Origin of the sequence: Micromonospora sp. DT233, assembly GCF_049841815.1 — a bacterium.
Taxonomy (GTDB): Bacteria; Actinomycetota; Actinomycetes; order Mycobacteriales; family Micromonosporaceae; genus Micromonospora.
The window spans coordinates 24,003-39,134 of sequence record NZ_JBNCLB010000011.1; the positions used below are offsets into that span (position 1 = coordinate 24,003).

Genomic DNA, 15,132 nt, shown 5'->3' on the forward strand with positions numbered 1-15,132 from the left:
GCGGCCGGTTTCCCGGCGGTGGGAATCGGCCATGGCTACTGGCTCTTCGCCACCGCGGTGATGTCCTTGACGATCTGCGCCGGGGTCTTGTTGCCGGCGATCAGCTCGGCGACGCTGTCGTTGACCTGCTGGCCGACGGCCGGCGGGTACGCCTGGTCGAGGTAGAGCTGGAAGCCGGTGGCGCCGGCCAGGTTCTGCGCGACGGTCTTGTTGTTGACGTCGGCGATGGCCGAGGCGGCTTCCTTGAGCGTCGGCAGCACCGCGCCGGTCTTCGCGGCCCGGCCCTGGTTCTCGACGGTGAGCAGGGACTTGAGGAAGTCGATGGTCGCCGCCGGGGCGTCCTTGCCGACGGCGAAGCCGTTGCCGCCGCCGAACGCCTCCGTGGCGGTGCCCTTGCCGCCGTCGATGGCGGGGAACGGGAAGAAGCCGAGCTTGTCGCCGAGCCCCTTCTTGCTGGTGGAGCTGGACTGCTGCACCGACGGGGCCCACTGGCCCATCAGCTCCATGGCCGCGCCGCCGTTGCCCATCGTGGCGGCCTGCCCGTCCGGGGAGCTGTAGTCCGCGCCGAGGAAGCCCTTCTGGAACGGCTGCAGGTCGACCAGCTCCTTGAGCCGGTCGCCGGCGGCGACGAAGTCGGGGGTGTCGAAGTTGTTGTCCTTGGCGGCCTGCTGGAGAGCCCCGAGGCCGCCGATGCGCATCGCCAGGTACGCCCAGTAGTAGTGGACGGGCCACTTCTCCTTGCCGGCCAGCGCGATCGGGACGGTCCCGGCGGCCTTGAGCTTGCGCACCGCGTCGAGGACGCCGGCCCAGCTCGTCGGCGCGGCGGTGATGCCGGCGCGGGAGAAGAGGTCCTTGTTGTACCAGAAACCGACCATGCCCACGTCGAACGGGACGCCGTAGATCTTGCCGTCGATCGTGAACGGCTGCATGGCGGCGGGCAGCAGGCCGCCGATCCAGGGCTGCACGTCGGCGGTGAGGTCCTTGACCAGGCCCGCGTCGACCTGCTGCCTGAGCACTCCCCCGCCCCAGGACTGGAAGAGGTCCGGCGGGTTGCCGGACTGGGTGGCGGTGGTGAGCTTGGTCTTGAACGCCTCGTTCTCGAGGGGCTGGATGTCGACGGTGACCCCGGCGTGGGCGGTCTGGTACTCCTGGGCCATCGCCGCCCAGACCGGCTTCATCGGATCGGTGTTCTGGATGTGCCACCAGTCGATGGACTGGGTGCCGGCCGGGTCGTCGGAATCCCCGTCGCCGCAGGCGCCGAGCAGGTGGACGCCGGCGCCGGCGCCGACGAGGCCGAGCAGCGTTCTGCGGGAGATGTGCGTGGTCATGATCCATCCCTTCGAGGACTCACAAGGGTGCTCGGGTGCCGATCGAGCGGCGGTGCGATAGCCAGATCCCCGGAAGTTTCGGTGCCTGGCCGAAAATTTCCGAGTGTTGGCCGGCACGCTACGACGTCATTTCCGCCCCGGTCAAGGGGTCTGTCCTATGGCGACATAAACGGTTACCGTGTTCGAGACTTCCCGAGCTTCCGGAGCTAACATCCGGAAGTTTGCCGAAAGCCGCACCAGAGGAGCTGACGTGTCGACCGATACCGCTGACGTGGCGACCGCCGCCCGGTTGATCCGCAATCCCGTCCTCGCGGGGTTCCACCCGGACCCGTCGATCCTGCGGGTCGGCGACGACTACTACCTGGCCACCTCGACCTTCGAGTGGTATCCCGGTGTCCGGGTGCACCACTCCCGCGACCTCGTGCACTGGCGCGCGTTGGGCGGGATCATCACCGAGCGACGCCTGCTCGACCTGCGGGGCTGCGGGGACTCCAACGGGGTCTGGGCGCCCGACCTGTCCTACCACGACGGCGAGTTCTTCCTGGTCTACAGCGACGTGGCCAGCTTCGCCAGCGGCTACTGGGACCCACAGAACTTCCTGGTCACCGCGCCGGACATCGCCGGCCCCTGGTCGGATCCGGTGAAGCTGCACGGGCGCGGCTTCGACGCCTCGCTCTTCCACGACGACGACGGCACCAGCTGGCTGCTGAGCATGAGCGCCGACTGGCGGCCGGGCCGCGACCGCTTCGCCGGCATCGAGATCCAGCAGTACGACCGGGCCGCGCGCCGCCTCGTCGGCCGGCCCCGGCTGCTCTTCACCGGCACCCCCGTCGGGCTCACCGAGGGCCCCCACCTCTACCGCCACGACGGCTGGTACTGGCTGGTCACCGCCGAGGGGGGCACCAGCTGGGAGCACCAGGTCACGGTGGCCCGCTCGCGGGAGCGCTTCGGGCCCTACGAGGTGGACCCGAACGGGCCGCTGCTGACCTCGGTGGACCGGCCGGACCTGCGGTTGCAGAAGGCCGGGCACGGCAGCCTGGTGCGCACCGCGCGCGACGAGTGGTATTTGTTCCACCTGGTGGGACGCCCCTACACCCCGCTGGGCAACTGCGTGCTGGGGCGCGAGACCGCGATGCAGCGGGTCGAGTGGCCGACGGGCGGCTGGCCGAGCGTCCCCGGTGGGGTGCCGGCCGACGAGGTGGCCGCGCCCGACCTGCCGGCGCACCCGTGGCCGGACGAGCCCGCCACCGACCACTTCGACGCCGGTGAGCTGGGTCCGGCCTGGTCGACGCTGCGCCGCCCCGCCACGCCGGACTGGGTCGACCTGACGGCCCGCCCGTCACATCTGCGCCTGCACGGCGGGCAGTCGCCGGTGGGCAAGCAGACCCCCAGCCTGGTCGCCCGGCGGGTCTGCGCGACGCGCTGCTCGCTGGAGACGGTGGTCGAGTTCGACCCGGTCGACCACCTGCAACTGGCCGGGATCACCGCCTACTACAACACCCTCAACTGGCACTACCTCTACCTGACCCGCGACGACGACGGCCGGGTCGTGCTGGAGCTGATGAGCTCCGACAGCGGCCGGCGCACCGCCCATTCGCAGTTGACCGTCGACGCCACCGGCGTCACCCGGGTCGGCCTGCGCGGGGTCTTCGACGGTCCCGTCGTGCGCTTCGCCTACGACCTCGGCGCCGGTTGGCAGGAGCTCCCGGTGCAGCTCGACGCGACCATCCTCTCCGACGAGCACGCCGCGCTGATCATCGACGGGGAGCCGGCGGCGTGGGGGTTCACCGGGGCGTTCCTGGGCCTGTGGGTGCAGGACCTCGGCGGCGACGGCGGCCACGCCGACTTCGACCTCGCCACCTACCGGGAGGAGTGACCGGTGCGCGGCACCCGTGCCGACCGCCCGGGTCCCGCCGGGGCCGACGCCGACCGCCCGGCACCCGCCGGGGTCGACGCCGGTCTCGTCGAGACCGTCGCGGGCGGCGGCCGGGTGCTCGGCCTCACCTTCGACGACGGCCCGAACCCCGTCGACACGCCGCGCCTGCTCGACGTCCTGCGCCGGCACCGGGTCACCGCCGTGTTCTGCCTCTGGGGCGACCACGTCGAGGCCCATCCCGAGGTGGTGCGCCGGATCGTGGCCGACGGGCACGTGCTGGGCAACCACGGCATGCGCCACGACGACATGGGCGCCTGGCCGCCCGAGCGGATCGCGGCGGACCTGCGGGCGACCGACGCGGCCATCCGGCGCGCGGTGCCGGACGCCCCGATCCCGTACTTCCGCGCCCCCTACGGGGCCTGGGGTTGCAGCCCGGCGGTGGCCGCCGGTCTGGGCATGCGGCCGCTCGGGTGGCGGCTCGCCGTCGGCGACTGGGACCCGCCGCCGGGCACCGACGAGATCGCCCGCCGCCTGCTCGACGGCGTCACGCCCGGCGCCGTGGTGCTGCTGCACGACGGCGGCGGGGACCGCAGCCGCACCGTGGCCGCGGTGGACCGGGTGGTGCCCGTGCTGCGGGCCCAGGGCTGGCGCTTCGCCCTGCCGTAAGGGCGGCCCCGGCCCACCGTGGGCGCAACCCGCCGGCCGGGCCCGGCCCGCGCCGCCGGGGCCGGGAACGCGACCCGCCGCCGGCCAGGGAACGCGGGTCGCGTCCCCGGCCGGCGGCGGGTCGGGCTACGGGCACGTGGTCAGGTGGACCACCTTCGGGTCGACCGCCTAGACGGCGGTCCCGGTCACGTACACCCTCATCTCGAGAAGCGAGTAGCCGTACTCGGTGCCCCGGGCGGTGCCGTACATCCGCAGGTAGCGGCCCGTCTCCAGGAGGTCGATGTTGTTCGAGGTCCCGGCGTTGGTGCTGGTGGCCCAGACGCTTCTCCAGGTGGTGCCGTCGTCCGAGATCTGGAGTTGGAAGGCGCGGGCGTACGCGGCCTCCCAGCTCAGGTGGACCCGGCAGATCGATCGGCTGGAGCCGAGGTCGACCTGGAGCCACTGCGGGTCGGCGGCGACGCTCGACCAGCGGGTGGCGGTGGTGCCGTCGAACGCGGCCGACGCGGGCATACCGCTGTTCTCGACCGAGGAGGCGGTCGCCGGGCGGCCCTGGGCGGCGTTGACGGTGCCGCAGTCGGGGACGGTGAAGCGCTCGCCGTAGACCTGGAACTCGTACAGCGAGTAGCCGTGCGGGGTGGCTCGAGCCGTGCCGTACATCCGCACGTACCGGCCGCTCGCATCGTCGGCGAGGGGAACACCCTCGATCTTGCCCCGGCCGGCGGTGGTGGCGTAGGCGGTGGTCCACGTGGTGCCGTCGTCGGAGGTCTGGATCTCGAACGCGCGGGCGTAGGCCTCCTCCCAGTACAGGGTGACCCGGTCGAGGGCGGTGCTGTAACCCAGATCGATCGTGATCCACTGGGGATCACTGCCCGTGGCGCTCGCCCAGCGGGTGCCTACGTCGCCGTCGACCGCGGCCGACGCGGGCCGCACGGCGCTCTCGACCGAGGAGGCGAACGCCGACTTGCCCTGCGAGATCAGATACGGCGCGGCCTGCGCCGGCGACGCGGCCAGGCCGGTCGGCGCGAGCGCCGCGACGAGCGCGACCGCCAGACCGACGAGGGTGCGCCGGCGGCCGGCACCACGAGCCGATGCCGGGCGTACGGGTGGGACGGGTGATGTCATGGTTGTGCCTGTCGTTAGGGGGTGCGGACGCCGCTCGCGACACGGTGACCAGACGGGGTGGGGCGAAGGGAGAGCGCTCCCTGGTGAATGTTGCGGTGTTCATCCTGCGACGTCAAGACATCGCCCGATAATGATGCCTTTTCCGGTCCCCGAGCGGACGAGATGGGGCTCAGCGGAGCGGACCGACGTAGAGCCGGCTCACCGACTCGGCGACGCAGACGGGCTTGCCGCCGGCGTCGCTCTGCACGACGACGGCGGTGACCAGCTGCACCCCGCCGTCGACCGGGGCCACCTCGGCGATCGTGGCGGTGGCCCGCACCGCGCCGCCGACCCGCAGCGGGGCCGGGAAGCGCACCCGGTTCAGGCCGTAGTTGACGCCCATCCGCACCCCGTCGACCCGGTAGAGGCCGCCGACGAGCGCCGGCAGCAGCGACAGGGTCAGGTAGCCGTGCGCGATGGTGCCGCCGAACGGCCCGGCGGCGGCCCGTTCGGCGTCGAGGTGGATCCACTGGTGGTCGTCGGTGGCGTCGGCGAAGAGGTCAACCCGGCCCTGGTCGACGCGCAGCCACGGCCCCGGGCCGAAGGTCTGCCCGACGGCGGCGGCCAGCTCCTCGATGTCGGCGAAGACCCTCATGCCAGGTGCCCCCCGATCTTCGTGTAGCCGCGCAGCAGGTCCCGGGCAATGATCAGGCGCTGCATCTCGTCGGTGCCCTCGAAGATCCGGTACAGCCGCACCTGCCGGTACCAGCGCTCGATCGGCAGCTCCCGGGTGTAGCCCATCCCGCCGTGGATCTGCAGCACCCGGTCCACCACCCGGTTGACCATCCCCGCGCCGTAGAGCTTGCCCATCGACGAGGCGTGCCGGGGGTCCTGGCCCTGGTCGACCGTCCAGGCCGAGCGGAGCACCAGCCAGCGGGCCGCCTCCAGCTCGGTCTCCGAGTCGGCGATCATCCACTGGATGGCCTGGTTGGTGCCGATCTTCGCGCCGAAGGTCTCCCGGGTGTTGGAGTGGTCGATCGCCATCTGCAACGCCCGCTCGGCGATGCCGATGGCGTGCGAGGGGATGGTGTAGCGCCCCTTGCCGATCCACTTCATGCCCAGCGCGAAGCCCTGGCCGACCTCGCCGAGGACGTTGCGGTGCGGCACCCGCACCCCGTCGAAGATCAGCGACGCCGGCCCGCCCTCCCCCATCGTCTGGATGAACTCCGAGCGCCAGCCCATCGACCGGTCCACCAGGAAGGCCGTCGCCCCGCCGTTGCGGGCCCCGCGCTCCCGGTCGGTCACCGCCACCACGATGGCGAAGTCGGCGTCGTTGCCGCCGGTGATGAAGGTCTTCTCGCCGTCGAGGATCCAGTCGTCGCCGTCGCGGCGGGCCGAGAACCTGATGTTGGCCGCGTCCGAGCCGGCCCCCGGCTCGGTGATCGCGAAGCAGGAGCGCCGTTCCCCCTCGATGGTGGGGACCAGGAACTCCCGCTTCTGCTCCTCGGTGGCGTGGAAGAGGATGTTGTCGGCCTCGCCGCCGAAGCGGAACGGCACGAAGGTGCGGCCCAGCTCCGTCCAGATCAGCGACTGGGTGACGGCGGGCAGGTCCATCCCCCCGTACTCCTGGGGGGTGGCCAGCCCCCAGAAGCCGAACTTGCGGGCCTTGAGCTGCAACTCGCGCAGCTCGCTGTGCTCCAGGCCGGGCCGGTGGGCCCGCTCGCGCCGCAGCAGCTCCTGCTCCAGCGGCATGACCTCCCTGGTGATGAAGTCGCGGGCCGTGTCGCGGATGGCCCGCTCCTCGTCGGACAGCGCGAAGTCCATGTCCCCTCCGGTTCTCTGTAGGAGGTGGCGCGACTCAGCGCGCGCCGCCGTTGACGTACAGGGTCTGCCCGCTGACGTACGAGGCGTCGTCGCTGGCCAGGAAGGCGATCACCGAGGCGATCTCGCTGGGCTGGGCGACCCGGCGCAGCGGGGTGTGCTCGGCGACCATCCGCTGGTGGTCCTCGGGGCTGCTGCCGACCCGCTGCGCGGTGGCGGCGGTCATCGCGGTGGCCACGTAGCCGGGGGCGACCGCGTTGACGGTGACGCCGAACGGGCCCAGCTCCAGCGCCAGGGTGGCGGTCAGGCCCTGCACGCCGGCCTTGGCCGCCGCGTAGTTGACCTGGCCCCGGTTGCCCAGCGCGGAGCGGCTGGAGAGGTTGACGATCCGGCCGTAGCGGGCCGCGACCATCTGCCCCTGCACCGCCTGGCAGCAGAGGAACATGCTGGTCAGGTTGGTCGTCAGCACCGACTCCCACTCGGCCAGCGGCATCTTGAACAGCAGGTTGTCGCGGGTGATCCCGGCGTTGTTGACCAGCACGTGCAGGCCCCCGTACGTCTCGATCACCCGGGCGGTCGTCGCGGCCACGGCGTCGGCGTCGGTGACGTCGCAGCCCAGGCCCAGCGCCCGACCGCCGGCGGCGACGAGCTCGTCGGCGACGGCCTGGGCCCGCCCGGCGTCGAGGTCGACCACGGCGACGGTCGCGCCCTCGGCGGCAAGCCGGTGGGCGGTGGCCGCGCCGATGCCCTGCGCCCCGCCGGTGACGACGGCGATCCGGTCGGCGAATCTGGTCACGGTTCTCCCTGGTGCTAGAAGGCGTTGACGCCGGTGAGCGCGCGTCCGATGAGGAGCTGCTGGATCTGGCTGGTGCCCTCGTAGAGGGTGGCGACGCGGGCGTCGCGCAGGTACTTGCCGACCGGGTACTCGTCGATGTAGCCGTACCCGCCGAAGACCTGCAGCGCGTCGTTGGCGGCGCGGACGGCGGCCTCGCTGGCGAAGAGCTTCGCCATCGACGCCTCGGTGGCGAAGGGCTCGCCCCGGTCGATCAGGTCGGCCACCCGCCACACCAGCAGCCGGGCGGCGGCGGTGTCCACCGCGATCGAGCTGAGCAGCCGCTGCACGAGCTGGTGGCCGGCGATGGGCTTGCCGAACTGGGTGCGCGTGCCGGCGTAGTCGACGGCGGCGTCCAGGCAGCCCTGGGCGATGCCGACGCAGCCGGCGGCGACCGACATCCGGCCCTTGGCCAGGGTGCCCAGGGCCAGCCGGAAGCCGGCGCCCTCCGCGCCGAGGCGGGCGGAGTCGGGCACCCGTACGCCGTCGAAGGTCAGCTCGGCGGTGGCCTGCCCGCGCAGGCCGAGCTTGCCGTGGATCTCCCGCCGGGTCAGGCCGGGGCTGTCGGTGGGGACCAGGAACGCGGTGATCCCCCGGTGGCCGGGGCCGCCGGTGCGGGCGAAGACCACCGCCACGTCGGCGGTGGTGCCGTTGGTGATGAAGACCTTCGCGCCGGTGATCGACCAGTCGCCGCCGTCGCGGGTGGCCCGGGTGGTCAGCGCGGCGGCGTCGGAGCCGCTGCCCGGCTCGGTCAGCGCGAAGCAGCCCAGGGCCGCGCCGGAGCAGAGCGCGGGCAGCCACCGCTGACGCTGCTCGGCGGTGCCGTGCGCGGCGATCGACTTGGCGACCAGGCCGAGCGAGACCGAGACGATGCCCCGCACGGCGGAGTCGCCCCGGCCCAGCTCCTCCAGCACCAGGCAGTAGGAGAGGTGGTCGCCGCCGGAGCCGCCGTGCTCCTCGGGGATGGTCAGGCCCAGGAAGCCCAGCTCGCCGAGCTTGCCGACGATGCCGGGGTCGACCGACTCGCGGCGGTCCCAGGCCGCCGCGTGCGGGGTCACCTCGCGCGCCACGAAGTCGGCGGCGAGCCGGCGCACCGCGGCCTGTTCGGCGGAGAGCTGAAGGTCCATGCCATTAAACTAGCGGTGCAAGTTTTAATCCGTCCAGACCCGACTGTGGCAGAGTTCCGCACGGAGCACCGAGCGACCATCAGCGACCAGCGCGCGACCACCGAGCGACAGGAGACCGCCCATGCCCCGGCCCCGGCAGGCGCTGCTGAGCCGGCAGCGGATCATCGAGGCCGCCGCCGCGCTGATCGACGCCGACGGGCTGGAGGGCTTCTCCACCCGGCGGCTCGCCGCCGACCTGGGCGTGCGCGGGCCTTCGCTCTACAACCACTTCGCCACCAAGGACGAGATCCTCGACGCGGTCGCCGACAGCATCACCGGGCAGGTCGACGTCTCGTTCTTCGGCGTCGTCGACTGGCGCGAGGCGCTGCACCGGTGGGGCCACTCGTACCGGGCCGCGCTCGCCGCGCACCCGCACATCGTGCCGTACCTGGCGCGGGGGCCCGGTCGCCGGCCGGCCGCGCTGGCCATGGCCGACGCCGTCTACGGGGGCCTGGTCGCCGCAGGCTGGCCGCCCGCGCGGGCCACCCACATCGGCGCGCTCGTGCGGTACTTCGTCACCGGGTCGGCGCTGGGCTCCTTCGCCCGGGGCTTCGTCGAGGACCCGGGGCTCTACGCCGAGCAGTACCCCCACCTCACCCAGGCGCACCGGCTCGCCGAGCACCAGCAACGCGTCGACGAGGGGGCGTTCACCCTGGGCCTGGAGGCGCTCATCGACGGCCTGGCCCGCACCTACGAGCGCACCATCGGCCCCCTGCCACCCCTCCCGCCGGCCGCCGACACCCACTAGAGTAAAAACTTCCACCGCTAGTTTTCAGTGACGTACGTGAGGGGCGCGATGGATCTCGCACGGACCGACTTCTACCTCGACGGGCGCTGGGTCGCCGCGCCGACCGGGCAGACCCTCCCGGTGCACAACCCGGCCACGGAGCAGGTCGTCGCGACCGTCCCGGCCGGCACGGCGACCGACGTCGACCGGGCCGTCGCCGCCGCCCGGGCCGCCTTCCCCGGCTGGGCCGCCACCGCGCCGGCCGACCGGGCGGCGCACCTCGACCGGCTGCACACCGCCCTGACCGCCCGCGCCGACACCATCGCCCGCACCGTCGCCACCGAGCTGGGCACCCCGCTCAAGGTGGCCACCCGGGTGCAGGCCGGGCTCCCCCTCACCGTCCTGCGCGGGTACGTCGACCTCGCCGCCCGACCGCCCGCCGAGGAGACCATCGGCCACTCCCTGGTGGTACGGGAGCCGATCGGCGTGGTCGGCGCGATCACCCCGTGGAACTACCCGCTGCACCAGGTCGTGGCGAAGCTCGCCCCCGCCCTGGCGGCCGGCTGCACGGTGGTGCTCAAGCCCAGCGAGCTGACGCCGCTGGTGGCGTACCTGCTCTTCGACGCCGTCCACTCCGCCGGCCTCCCGCCCGGCGTGGTCAACCTGGTCACCGGCACCGGCGGCGTGGTCGGCGAGGCCATCGCCGCCCATCCCGACGTGGACATGGTCTCCTTCACCGGCTCCACCGCCGTCGGCCGGCGGATCTCCCACCTGGCCGCCGACCGGGTGGCCCGGGTCGCCCTGGAGCTCGGCGGCAAGTCCGCCAACGTGATCCTCGACGACGCCGACCTGGCCACCGCCGTGAAGGTGGGCGTCGGCAACGCCTTCCTCAACTCCGGGCAGACCTGCACCGCCTGGACGCGGATGCTGGTGCACCGCAGCCGCTACGACGAGGCCCTTACCCTCGCGGCGCAGGCCGCGCAGGGCTACCGGCTCGGCGACCCGTTCGACCCGGCCACCCGGCTCGGCCCGCTCGTCTCGGCCGCCCAGCGGCAGCGGGTGCGCGACCACATCGACAAGGGCCTCGCCGACGGCGGCCGGCTGATCGCCGGCGGCCCGGACGCCCCGCTGCCCGGCCGGGGCTGGTTCGTCGCCCCCACCGTCATCGCCGACGTCGACCCGGACAGCGCGCTGGCCCAGGAGGAGGTCTTCGGCCCGGTGCTCGCGGTCCTTGCGGTCGACGACGACGACCACGCCGTCGCGGTGGCCAACAACTCCCGGTACGGGCTGGCCGGCGCGGTCTGGTCCGGCGACGACGAGCGGGCGCTGCGGGTGGCGCGGCGGATGCGCACCGGCGCGGTCGACATCAACGGCGCGCCGTTCAACCCGCTGGCCCCCTTCGGCGGCTACAAGCAGTCCGGCCTCGGCCGGGAGCTGGGCAGCCACGGGCTGGACGAGTTCCTGCAGACCAAGGCGATCCAGCGATGAGGGCGCTGATCGCCCGCGCCGTCGGGGAGCCGCCCCGGGTGGAGCAGATCGAGCTGCCCGCCACCGGCCCCGGCCAGGTGCGGGTCGAGATCCGGGCCGCCGGGGTGTGCCACAGCGACCTGTCGCTGATCAACGGCACGCTGGCACCGCCGTACCCGCTGGTGCTCGGGCACGAGGCGGCCGGCGTGGTGGCCGAGGTCGGCGCGGGCGTGACCCGGGTCGCGCCCGGCGAGCACGTGGTGCTGAACTGGTCGCCGCCGTGCCGGCAGTGCTGGTACTGCGGGCACGGCGAGCCGTGGCTCTGCGAGCGCGCCGGTGCCCCCGCCGTCCCCGGCGGCGGCACCGTCGGCGGCGAGCCGCTGCACGTCACCCTGGGCCTGGGTGCCCTCGCCGAGCAGGTGGTGGTGGCGCAGGACGCGGTGATCGCGGTCCCGGCCGAGCTGCCCATGGCAGCCGCCGCGCTGCTGGGCTGCGCCGTGCTCACCGGCGTCGGCGCGGTCCGCCGCACCGCCGCGGTGGCCCCCGGCGACTCGGTGGCCGTCATCGGCCTCGGCGGGGTGGGGCTCTCGGTGGTCTCCGCCGCCCGCGCCGCCGGCGCCGACCCGGTCTTCGCCGTCGACGTGTCGCCGGCAAAGGCGGAGCTGGCCCTCGCCGTGGGCGCCACCGAGTTCCTGCTCGCCGACGACGGGATCAACCGGGCGCTGCGGGGCCGCACCGAGGGGCGGGGCGTCGACCACACCTTCGAGTGCGTCGGGCGGTCGGCCACCATCCGCACCGCCTGGCGGGCCACCCGCCGGGGCGGGCAGGTGACCGTGGTGGGCATGGGGGCCAAGGACGACATCGTCGGCCTGAGCGCCCTGGAGATCTTCCACTCGGCCCGTACGCTGCGCTCGTCGGTCTACGGCTCGTCCGACCCGGACCGGGACGTCCCCGAGCTGGCCCGCGCCGTGCTCGACGGCACCCTGGACCTGGCCCCGCTGATCACCGACCGGACCGACCTGGACGGCGCGCCGGAGGCGTTCGCCCGGATGGCCCGCGGCGAGGGCGCCCGGACCGTGGTGCTGCCCTGACCTGCCCCCACCCCCTTCGCCGATCATGGACTTGTGGTGAGCAGAAAGTCCACGATGACCGTTGTGTTAGGCACCACGACTCCACGATCGACGGAGTGGGGGCGGGGCGGGCTCAGGAGAGGGCGCGGGCCAGTTGGGTGCGGGAGCGGATGCCGAGGCGGTGGAAGATGTTGCGCAGGTGGTGGTCGACCGTGCGGGTGGAGAGGAACATCCGGCCGGCGATCTCCCGGTTGGTGGCGCCCTCGGCGACGAGCTGCGCGATCCGCAGCTGCTGACCGGTCAGCACCGCCGCCGCCGGCAGCTCCGGCTCCCCCACCGCCTCCCCGGCGGCCCGCAGCTCGGCGGCGGCCTGCTCGGCCCAGGCGCTCGCCCCGAGCACGGTGAACGTCTCACGGGCGGCGTGCAGGTGCTCGCGGGCGTCGCGGGGCCGCCGGCTGCGGCGCAGTTCCCGGCCGAAGAGCAGCCCCGTGCGGGCCCGCTCGAACCCGCCCGCCGGATGCAGCCGCAACGCGGTCCGGAACGCCTCCTCGGCCGCCGCGCTGCCCCGGGGGGCCAGCAGCGCGTGGCAGCGCGCCGACAGCGCCCGGCGCGACGGGCTCGCCGTGCCGTCGGCCCACTGGTCGAACACGGCGAGGGCGGCGAGGGCCGCCGGCCGGTGCGCCGGGTGGACCGCGGCCTCCACCAGGTACGGCGTGGCCATCACCTGGACGATGACCTGCCCGCGTCCGGTGCCCGGCCGGGCCAGGCCGGCGAGCCGGTCGGCGGCGTCGTCGGGGCGGCCGTCGACCAGGTCGAGCACGGCCAGCGCCCAGCGGGCCAGGGCGGCGGGGCGGCTCTTCGGGGCCGGGGCCTCGCCGATCTGACGGATCAGCCGCAGGCTGGCGTCCCGGTCGGCGCGGATGGCGGCCAGCACCGCCAGCATGCCCAGGTGGACGCCGGCCCAGGTGGCCTGCCCGGTCAGCCGGGCCAGCCGCAGCCCCTCCCGGCAGGTCTGCGCCGCCGTCTCGTGCCGGCCCAGCCAGTACTCGGCGTCGGCCCGCAGTTCCAGCGCCCGGGGCAGGGCGGCCAGCTCGCCACGGGCGCGGGCCAGCTCGGCGGCCTCGTCGGCGAGCCGGTGCGCGGTGGCGTCCACGGCCACCAGCAGCCCGGCCACCGCGGCACAGGTCAGGACGGCCGGGGTACGGGCCTGCCCGGTCAGCTGGTCGGCCAGGACGACGACCCGGCGCAGCGCCGGGCCGGCCCGGTCGTGGGCGCCGCGCAGCGTCGCCGCGACCCCGGCGACGTGGGTCGCCAGCAGCTCGGCTTCCGGGCCCTGCCCGGCTCGACGCAGCGCCCGAGCCCGCCGCGCCACCTCGGCGTAGCGGTACTGGTCGCCGGCGAAGCAGACCGCCTCCCCGGCGCGGACCAGCGCGCCGAGGGCCAGGGTCGGTTCGACGTCGGCCACCGCGTCGGCCACGGCCAGCAGCGTCGTCAAGGCCACCGGGGGGCGACCGCAGCGCAGTTCCAGCTCGCCACGGAGCAGCTCGGCCCGGCCGGTCACGCTCGGCTCCAGCGGGACCGCCGGGACGGTCGGCTCCGCCGAGGTCGTCGGCGCGGTCGGCTCCGCCGAGGTCGTCGGCTCCGCCCGGTCCGCCGCGACGGTCTGATCCGCCGCGACGGCCTGATCCGCCGGGGCGGTCGGGTCGGTGGGCAGCCGGCGCAGCAGCAGCCGGGCCCGCTGCGGTTGGCCGGCCGCCCAGGCGTACCGGGCGGCGGCGACCGTCCGGGCGGCGGCGAGGGCCGGATCGGCGCTGAGCTCGGCGGCCCGGTGCAGGGCCACCGACCGGATCGCCGGGTGGCCCCCGTCCCGGGCCGCCTGCGCCAGCTCGGCCGCCAGGGCGGGATCCGGGCCCTCGGCGGCGGCGGCGAGGTGCAGCGCCCGGCGCAGCCGCTGCCCGGGGCCGTCGAGCAGGCCGGCGAGGAGCAGGTGGGCGGCGTGACGGGCGGCCAGGGGCGCGGCGGCCTCGACCACCGCCCGCGCCACCGGATGCGGGAACGTCACCCCGTGCGGCTCCACCCGGACCACCCCGGCGAGCTCGGCCGGGGCGAGTGCCTCGATCACCGTTCCGGCCGCCCGCGCGGCGCGGAGCAGGGTCGCCGGGTCCAGCTCGTCGTCGAGGGCGGCGAGCAGCAGCAGGCGCCGGGTCCGCGCCGGCAGCCGATCCAGTCGGGCCCGGTAGCCGCGCCCCAACGCGCCGTCGACCGGGAGCCCGTCGGGCAGTGGCTCCTCCCCCCGGCACTGCGCGGGGCTCAGCGCCCCGGCGAGGTCGACCAGCGCCTGCGGGTTGCCCCCGGCGAGCGCGCCGAGCGCGGTGACGACCGGGTCGGACGGTGGCGTGGGCAGCCGGTCGATGAGTACGGCTGCGCTGTCGCGCTCGTCGAGGGCCCGCAGCCGGCGCGTGGGGATCGCGTCGGGCGCGCTCCCGGTGCCCCCGGTGAGCAGGACGACCAGCGGTAGCCGGCGCACCCGACGGGCCACGAACGCCAGCACGTCGGCGGTCGGGCCGTCGGTGCGGTCGACGTCGTCCATGGTGCAGAGCAGCGGACGCTCCCGGGCGGCGGCGGTGAGCAACCCGAGTACGGCCATCGCGAGCGCGAGCCGCCGGTCGGCGGGGCAGCCCGCGCCGGCCAGGGCCTGCCGCAGCACCCGCCGCTGCGGATCGGGCAGGGCGCCGGCGTCGTCGAGCACCGGGTCCAGGAGCCGTTGCAGCCCGGCATGCGGCAGTGCCGCCTCCTCCGCGACCCCGGCCCCGGCGAGGACGGTGAAGCCCCGCGCGTGTCGGTGCGCGTAGTCCAGCAGGGCGGACCGGCCCGATCCCGGCTCGCCCTGCAACAGCAGCGCTCCCCCACCGCCCGGGGCGCCGTCGAGCAGGAGCCGGATCGCCTGGCACTCGTCGGCCCGGCCACGCAGCACGGTTATTTGCACTGTAGATGCACTAACCATAGGGCCAGTGTCACCCATCGGTTACCCGATGGAAAGAGGCCGGCAATCGACTTCGCCCGTTGCGCCCGACGCGG

The 15,132-nt window shown here is 74.5% G+C and carries 12 protein-coding genes; 5 read left to right on the forward strand and 7 right to left on the reverse strand.

The window, feature by feature from the left end; all coding sequences use genetic code 11:
* Positions 1-35: 35 nt before the first annotated feature.
* Positions 36-1,328, reverse strand: coding sequence for an extracellular solute-binding protein (locus ACLQ2V_RS21365; protein WP_425720316.1), 1,293 nt, complete (start codon positions 1,326-1,328; stop codon positions 36-38).
* Between the two features lie 250 nt (positions 1,329-1,578).
* On the opposite strand from ACLQ2V_RS21365, the gene ACLQ2V_RS21370 reads away from it, so the two are divergent.
* Together ACLQ2V_RS21370 and ACLQ2V_RS21375 are read left to right on the forward strand one after the other, a co-directional pair.
* Positions 1,579-3,204 carry a glycoside hydrolase family 43 protein gene (locus tag ACLQ2V_RS21370; protein ID WP_425720317.1) on the forward strand — a complete coding sequence of 542 codons (1,626 nt, stop codon included), beginning with the start codon at positions 1,579-1,581 and terminating at the stop codon, positions 3,202-3,204.
* A 3-nt stretch (positions 3,205-3,207) separates the two neighbouring features.
* The gene (locus tag ACLQ2V_RS21375) at positions 3,208-3,870 is read left to right on the forward strand and encodes a polysaccharide deacetylase family protein (protein ID WP_425720318.1); all 663 of its coding nucleotides are present in this window, start codon (positions 3,208-3,210) and stop codon (positions 3,868-3,870) included.
* Positions 3,871-4,038: 168 nt separating this feature from the next.
* Here ACLQ2V_RS21375 and ACLQ2V_RS21380 read toward each other — a convergent pair whose 3' ends face one another.
* From ACLQ2V_RS21380 to ACLQ2V_RS21400, 5 genes are all read right to left on the reverse strand, one after another.
* A complete protein-coding gene (locus ACLQ2V_RS21380) occupies positions 4,039-4,992 on the reverse strand; it encodes a discoidin domain-containing protein (RefSeq protein ID WP_425720319.1) in 954 nt (317 codons plus the stop codon).
* A gap of 169 nt (positions 4,993-5,161) precedes the next feature.
* Complete coding sequence (locus ACLQ2V_RS21385; RefSeq protein ID WP_425720320.1) at positions 5,162-5,626, reverse strand: MaoC family dehydratase; 465 nt, start codon at positions 5,624-5,626, stop codon at positions 5,162-5,164.
* A complete protein-coding gene (locus ACLQ2V_RS21390; RefSeq protein ID WP_425720321.1) occupies positions 5,623-6,795 on the reverse strand; it encodes an acyl-CoA dehydrogenase family protein in 1,173 nt (390 codons plus the stop codon). The genes ACLQ2V_RS21385 and ACLQ2V_RS21390 overlap by 4 nt, the downstream gene beginning before the upstream one ends.
* A gap of 34 nt (positions 6,796-6,829) precedes the next feature.
* Complete coding sequence (gene fabG / locus ACLQ2V_RS21395) at positions 6,830-7,588, reverse strand: 3-oxoacyl-ACP reductase FabG (RefSeq protein WP_425720322.1); 759 nt, start codon at positions 7,586-7,588, stop codon at positions 6,830-6,832.
* 14 nt (positions 7,589-7,602) lie between these two features.
* Positions 7,603-8,751 (reverse strand): acyl-CoA dehydrogenase family protein, encoded by a 1,149-nt coding sequence (locus ACLQ2V_RS21400; RefSeq protein WP_425720323.1) that lies wholly within the window; start codon positions 8,749-8,751, stop codon positions 7,603-7,605.
* A gap of 121 nt (positions 8,752-8,872) precedes the next feature.
* Between ACLQ2V_RS21400 and ACLQ2V_RS21405 the strand changes: the two genes are divergently transcribed.
* From ACLQ2V_RS21405 to ACLQ2V_RS21415, 3 genes are read left to right on the forward strand one after another with little or no spacing between them, the layout of a single operon-like run.
* Complete coding sequence (locus ACLQ2V_RS21405) at positions 8,873-9,538, forward strand: TetR/AcrR family transcriptional regulator (RefSeq protein ID WP_425720324.1); 666 nt, start codon at positions 8,873-8,875, stop codon at positions 9,536-9,538.
* A 48-nt stretch (positions 9,539-9,586) separates the two neighbouring features.
* Positions 9,587-11,005 (forward strand): aldehyde dehydrogenase family protein, encoded by a 1,419-nt coding sequence (locus tag ACLQ2V_RS21410; protein ID WP_425720325.1) that lies wholly within the window; start codon positions 9,587-9,589, stop codon positions 11,003-11,005.
* Positions 11,002-12,075, forward strand: a complete 1,074-nt coding sequence (locus ACLQ2V_RS21415) for a Zn-dependent alcohol dehydrogenase (RefSeq protein ID WP_425720326.1) — start codon at positions 11,002-11,004, stop codon at positions 12,073-12,075. Before ACLQ2V_RS21410 ends, ACLQ2V_RS21415 begins: the two co-directional genes overlap by 4 nt.
* A gap of 112 nt (positions 12,076-12,187) precedes the next feature.
* Here ACLQ2V_RS21415 and ACLQ2V_RS21420 read toward each other — a convergent pair whose 3' ends face one another.
* Complete coding sequence (locus tag ACLQ2V_RS21420; RefSeq protein ID WP_425720327.1) at positions 12,188-15,028, reverse strand: LuxR C-terminal-related transcriptional regulator; 2,841 nt, start codon at positions 15,026-15,028, stop codon at positions 12,188-12,190.
* Between the last annotated feature and the right edge of the window lie 104 nt (positions 15,029-15,132).